The organism is Dietzia sp. DQ11-44 (assembly GCF_014145205.1).
In the GTDB taxonomy this organism is placed as follows: domain Bacteria; phylum Actinomycetota; class Actinomycetes; order Mycobacteriales; family Mycobacteriaceae; genus Dietzia; species Dietzia natronolimnaea.
The window spans coordinates 1-3982 of record NZ_JAALEC010000361.1; the positions used below are offsets into that span (position 1 = coordinate 1).

Annotated in this window: 4 protein-coding genes; 1 reads left to right on the forward strand and 3 read right to left on the reverse strand. The window is 70.4% G+C overall.

Annotated elements, in window-relative coordinates:
• Positions 1 to 524 precede the first annotated feature (524 nt).
• Positions 525 to 1247, forward strand: a complete 723-nt coding sequence (locus G6018_RS09625; RefSeq protein WP_182639488.1) for a hypothetical protein — start codon at positions 525 to 527, stop codon at positions 1245 to 1247.
• Positions 1248 to 1261: 14 nt separating this feature from the next.
• Here G6018_RS09625 and G6018_RS09630 read toward each other — a convergent pair whose 3' ends face one another.
• From G6018_RS09630 to G6018_RS09640, 3 genes are all read right to left on the reverse strand, one after another.
• A complete protein-coding gene (locus G6018_RS09630; RefSeq protein ID WP_179523967.1) occupies positions 1262 to 2146 on the reverse strand; it encodes a hypothetical protein in 885 nt (294 codons plus the stop codon).
• 17 nt (positions 2147 to 2163) lie between these two features.
• Complete coding sequence (locus G6018_RS09635; protein WP_182639489.1) at positions 2164 to 3033, reverse strand: alpha/beta fold hydrolase; 870 nt, start codon at positions 3031 to 3033, stop codon at positions 2164 to 2166.
• Between the two features lie 258 nt (positions 3034 to 3291).
• A partial coding sequence (locus G6018_RS09640; RefSeq protein ID WP_241732033.1) for a prolyl oligopeptidase family serine peptidase occupies positions 3292 to 3982 on the reverse strand: 691 nt, incomplete at its 5' end.

Here is a 3982-nt window from a genome sequence, read left to right on the forward strand (position 1 = left end):
GGCGGCCTCCGGGGCCGCGCCGGTCGCGAGAGCCGGAGCCAGGGCCACGACCAGTCCGAGCGCGAGCGCCCCGGCGAGAGGGGACAGGCCGCGGGTGGCGGCCCGGTCCGGTGACGGTGATCCCACGTGTACTCCAGTATCGGTGCTGGCGGAACGACTCTGCGCGCATGCCGCGGTGGACAAAACTATAACGTGTGTCCGTTCTAGTGGTGGGGCACGTCACTTCCGGGCCGGACGTCAGGGTTCGGTGCACCGGTGTCGAATCGGTGGCCGGTGTCGGAGGGCGCTGTTACCGTGACGCCGTGCAGAACGACGTGCTCATGTGTTGGCGATGCGAACCCCGGTGGATCCGCGCCGCTCACCTCGCCCACCCCGCCTCGGCGTAGGACGCGCGTCACGGACCCACCGGGAACGGGTGGGCCGATCATCAGTCGGGAGCACGGTCCACACCGGACCACGGTTCGGCCCAGCGAGGACCACGGCCGAGACCGGCCCATCCCGACCTGATCGAGGAGAACGTCCAGGTGACCGCAAGTCCCCGAACCATCCACCTACCGCTGTCGGAATCGGACGTCCTGGTGAGCGCGCGCTCGCTGGCGGAGTACACCGACATGTTCAGCCTCGACGACGCGGACCTGGGTGGGCGGATCGTCGACTGCCCGGGCGGGGCGGCCAGCGCGGTGGCGGAGATCTGCGCGGCGGGCGGGGACGCGATCGCGGTGGATCCGCAGTACGCGCTCGGTGGCGGCGACCTGCGGGAACGGGTCCTGGCGGACCTGGATCGATCCCTGGCCCACTTCCACTCCCGGGACCTCGACTACGACTGGGACGTCCGGGGCGGCGTGGTCGGTCACGAATCCGTCCGCCGGACCGCGGCGGAGTCGATGCTCGCCGACCTCGAGGTCGCGCCCGGGAGGTACGTCGCCGGCGCTCTCCCGGATCTACCCCTGGCCTCCGACTCGGCCGACCTCGTCCTGTGCTCCCACCTTCTGTTCACCTATGCGGACAGGATGAGCACGGCCGACCATGTCGACGCGATCGTCGAGATGGCGAGGGTCGCCCCGGAGGTCCGCATCTACCCGCTGGTCGACCATTCGGGCACTCCCCTGCCCGAGCTGGTCCGCAGCGTGATCGCCAGGCTCAAGAAGGAACGGCTCACCAGTCGCATCGAGCCCGTCGTCCGGCCGTTCCAGTTGGCGGCCACCACGCGGTTGGTGGTGGAGCGGACCACCAACCGGCGACCCTGACGCCGGGTCCGTGCTCAGCCGGGCGTGAGACGCAGGACCTGCTGCCCGGTGAACGGGGAGGTCTCGACGCTGGTGAGCAGGGGCTGCGGCCCGCCCACCTCGAGGGCCTGGCCGGGCTGGAACACGGTGCCCGAGCCCAGCGAGTACGCGACCAGGTCGCACATCTGCCCGTAGAGGGCGCCCGGGGGCCCGGCGACGTCGAGCCGTTCCATGTCCAGTCGGCCGAAGCGCCCGAGCCCGCTGGTGTAGACGCACGAGGTGGTCTCGGACTGCATGCCCGCCCGCACCCCGACGAGGGCGGGCACCGGGAGCGGGTTGCCGGCGACGAGATCGCGGTAGGGGCCGGCCGGCAGGGTGGTGGCCGCGCCGCCCACGCTCACCGCGATCGCGCCGGGCAGGGCGGTCAGGGCGGCGGCCACCGTGGCCACCGCGAGTTCGCACCGGAGCGTCTCGAGCCTGGGGTCCAGGTACTCGGGTTCGCCCGGTTCGCCGTCGTCGCCTGTCGGGCCGAGGCGGAAGGCGGCCACGACGACCTGGGAGCGATGCGTGTCCACCACGCTCTCCCCGCCGTTCCAGATGGCCAGGTTCTCGGTGTAGCGGGACGCCTCGCCGTCGGCCACCGGGAGGTCGAGCGGGGTGGCGACGACCGTGACGTCCTCGACCGACACGCCGGTCGCGGGATCGTCGTCCGTCCCGGGATCGACCTCGTAGGAGCCCTCGAAGATCTCGGCGAGGAGGTCGCCGACCTCGGCGTGGCCTGGTGCGGGACGGTCGAGCAGGACGATCGCGACCGGGGTGCTCTTCCAGGACAGGTCCTCGCCGGTGCGCGGATCCACGGTGGGCTGTTCCGCAGAGGGCTGTTCCGCGGCGGGCTGGTCGGGCTGCGGCGACTCGCTCATGCCCCGAGGCTAGCGGGTCAGTTGAGCAGGAAGTCGATCACCAGGCGCTCGAACTTGTCCTTCTGTTCGATCATCGCCCAGTGCCCGCAGCGCGAGAAGGCGTGGAGCTCGGCGCGGGGGAGCTGCCGGAACGCGAAGTGCGCCTGCTCGTAGGGCAGCATGCGGTCGTCGCGGCCCCAGATGAGCAGCGTCTCCTGGCGGATTTGGGAGGCCCGCGCGTAGAGCGGCGTGTAGGCGTTCTCGGGCTTGAGGATCGATCCGAAGATGGCGTACATCCGCTCGACGGCCCCCGGGGCGGTGGCGGCCTCGGTCCGCGCGCGGATCAGCTCGTCGGAGACGACCTTCTTGTTGCCCACCATCGTGTCGACCCACGCGGCCATGGACTCGTCGGAGGGCGAGGCCAGGAAGTCGAACAGGCGCCGCGAGCCCTCGCTGGGCTCGGGGGTGAACAGCGGTGCCGCCAGGCCGCCGGGGCCCATGAGCGCCATTTTGCGGACGCGGCCGGGGTGGGCCAGGGCGGTCTCGCAGGCGACGTTGCCGCCCATCGAGTTGCCGATGATGTCGACCTTCTCGATGCCCTTGGCCTCACAGAACGCGTCGATCGCCTCGGCGGCGATCAGGGGGTAGGCCTTCTCCCACTCCAGGTCCGAGCTCCTGCCGAAGCCCGGCATGTCCAGCAGGATCGTGTGGAATCGCTCGGCGAAGACGGGGAAGTTGCCGGAGAAGTTGGACCACGCGGTGACGCCCGGGCCGGAACCGTGGAGGAACAGGACCGGGACCGTGCTCTCCGGCTCGGTCACGCTCTGCTCCCCCGCCTCGTGGAAGTGCAGCTCGAAGCGGCCGGCGGTGAGGGTCCTGCTGGTGGACTCGAAGTCGAGAGAGCTCATGGGAGTCACGATACTAGAACACGTTCTAGAGTCGGGCGCCTCGGCCGAAATGCGGGCGGCGTCGAAATTAAGTCAGCCGCGCGGGGAGTCCCTGAACATCCCCGCGCGGCGATGGCGAGGACTCTACTCGGAAATTCTCATGTGACAAGTAGGTAACGATTGTGGATTACGTCACATCGTTGATGTGGCGTCGACCGGCTCCTGCCGCGCCCGATGTGGAACGGCATGTTGACGGCGTGTCCAACTGCGGGATTCTGCTCAGCCCATCACCCGGTTCAGGAACGCGGTGGCGTCCGGCGTCGCCGCATAGACCGTCCCGCTGTGGTCCCTGTCCGGATAGACGTGCAACTCGAGTGGCTGGCGGTTCAGGGTCATCTCCGCCGCGAGGGACAGCGCGGAGGGCGCGGGCACGTCCAGGTCGAGCAGGCCCTGGCCCAGGAAGACCGGGCGGTCGTACCCGGTGGCCGGGGTCCCCATGTACCGCTGGAGATGGCCGAAGACGTCCGGGATGTCCCTGACCGGCCGGGTGAGCGCCTGGGAGATCTGGAAATCGCCCACCGCCGCGCGCATGTCCTCGTAACAGAGCTGCTCGGCGGAGTCGACCATCTCACGGCCCCGCGGGGTGAGGAACCGGTCGAGCTCGAACTCGGGGTGCTGGTCACGCAGGCCGGCGAGGATGTAGAAGGCGTAGAGGTTGAGGCCGGTGGGCAGCGACACCGGGGGGAAGCCCGGCCCGCCCCACTGGAAGATGTGCTCGAGGTTGGCCGGCGCGCCGGTGGCCACGACGCCCCGGAAGTCCAGCCCCGAGGGCGCCCCCAGCTCGGTGGCCCGGGTGGCGGTGACCAGTGCGGCCCCCGCTCCCTGCGACTGGCCCACCAGGGCCCACATCCCAGACCTGACCGGCCAGACGTGGCTCATCACGGGGGCGACCAGCGGCGTCGGTCTGGAG

Excerpts from the sequence above, each read along its gene's own strand:
- G6018_RS09630 (WP_179523967.1), bottom strand. The coding sequence starts at position 2,146 with ATGAGCGAGTCGCCGCAGCCCGACCAGCCCGCCGCGGAACAGCCCTCT.
- G6018_RS09635 (WP_182639489.1), bottom strand. The coding sequence starts at position 3,033 with ATGAGCTCTCTCGACTTCGAGTCCACCAGCAGGACCCTCACCGCCGGC.